Source organism: Pseudooceanicola lipolyticus, assembly GCF_002786325.1.
GTDB classification, from domain to species: Bacteria; Pseudomonadota; Alphaproteobacteria; order Rhodobacterales; family Rhodobacteraceae; genus Pseudooceanicola_C; species Pseudooceanicola_C lipolyticus.
In genome coordinates this window covers 1-1327 of record NZ_PGTB01000349.1, presented here as the reverse complement: position 1 = coordinate 1327, position 1327 = coordinate 1, and the positions used below count along the sequence as shown (strand labels likewise).

Below are 1327 nucleotides of genomic sequence, written 5' to 3'. Positions count from 1 at the left end.
AGCGCAACCGCCCGCTGGCCGACCGGCTGCGCCCCCGGGCGCTGGCCGAGGTGATCGGGCAGCAGCAGATCCTCGGCCCTGAAGGGCCGCTGGGCGCGATGCTGGCCGCCGGCAGCCTGGGCAGCCTGATCCTGTGGGGGCCGCCGGGGGTGGGCAAGACCACCATCGCGCGGCTGCTGGCGGATGAGAGCGACCTACATTTCGTGCAGATCAGCGCGATCTTCTCCGGCGTGCCCGAGCTGAAGAAGGTGTTCGAGGCGGCCAAGATCCGCCGCGGCAACGGCCAGGGCACGCTGCTTTTCGTCGACGAGATCCACCGCTTCAACAAGGCGCAGCAGGACGGGTTCCTGCCGCATATGGAAGACGGCACCATCCTGTTGGTGGGGGCAACCACCGAAAACCCGTCTTTCGAACTGAACGCGGCGCTGCTGAGCCGGGCGCAGGTGCTGGTGCTGGAACGGCTGACCCTGGCCGAGCTGGAATTGCTGACCCAGCGCGCCGAGGCCGAGCTGGGCCGCGCTCTGCCGCTGACCGGCGCGGCGCGCGAGGCGCTGCAGGAGATGGCCGATGGTGACGGTCGGGCGCTGCTGAACCTGGTCGAGCAGGTGGCGGCCTGGCGCAGCGATACCCAGCTGGACCCGCAGGCGCTGGGGGCGCGGCTGATGCGGCGGGCGGCGAAATACGACAAGTCGGGCGAGGAACATTACAACCTGATCTCGGCGCTGCACAAATCGGTGCGCGGTTCGGACCCGGACGCGGCGCTGTACTGGCTGGCGCGGATGCTCGAGGGCGGCGAGGATCCGCGCTATCTGGCGCGGCGCATCACTCGCATGGCGGTCGAGGATATCGGCCTCGCCGACCCGCAGGCACAGACCCTCTGCCTGCATGCCTGGGAACTCTACGAGCGCCTCGGCAGCCCCGAGGGCGAACTGGCGCTGGGCCAGGCGGTGATCTATCTGGCGCTCGCCCCCAAGTCGAACGCGGGTTACATGGCCTATAACGCGGCCCGCCGGCTGGCACGCGAGACCGGCAGCCTGATGCCGCCGAAACATATCCTGAACGCGCCGACAAAGATGATGAAAGAGCACGGCTATGGCGCCGGGTATAATTACGACCACGATGCCGAGGACGGATTTTCCGGGCAGAACTATTTCCCCGACGGCATCAGCCGCCCGGACCTCTACGCGCCGGTAGAGCGCGGTTTCGAGCGTGACCTGAAAAAGCGGCTGGACTGGTTCGCCAAGCTGAGGGCGCGCCGTGGCGGATAGGGGGCAGCCCGCCACGCCCGGACCCGCCCGCGCCTCGGGAGGCCCCGGCGCGGCGGCCG

At 69.3% G+C, this 1327-nt stretch carries 1 protein-coding gene; it reads left to right on the top strand.

Going from position 1 to position 1327, the window contains the following annotated elements:
- The coding region (locus CVM52_RS25820; RefSeq protein WP_100165067.1) for a replication-associated recombination protein A at window positions 1–1268 on the top strand (1268 nt) is incomplete at its 5' end.
- Window positions 1269–1327: the final 59 nt, after the last annotated feature.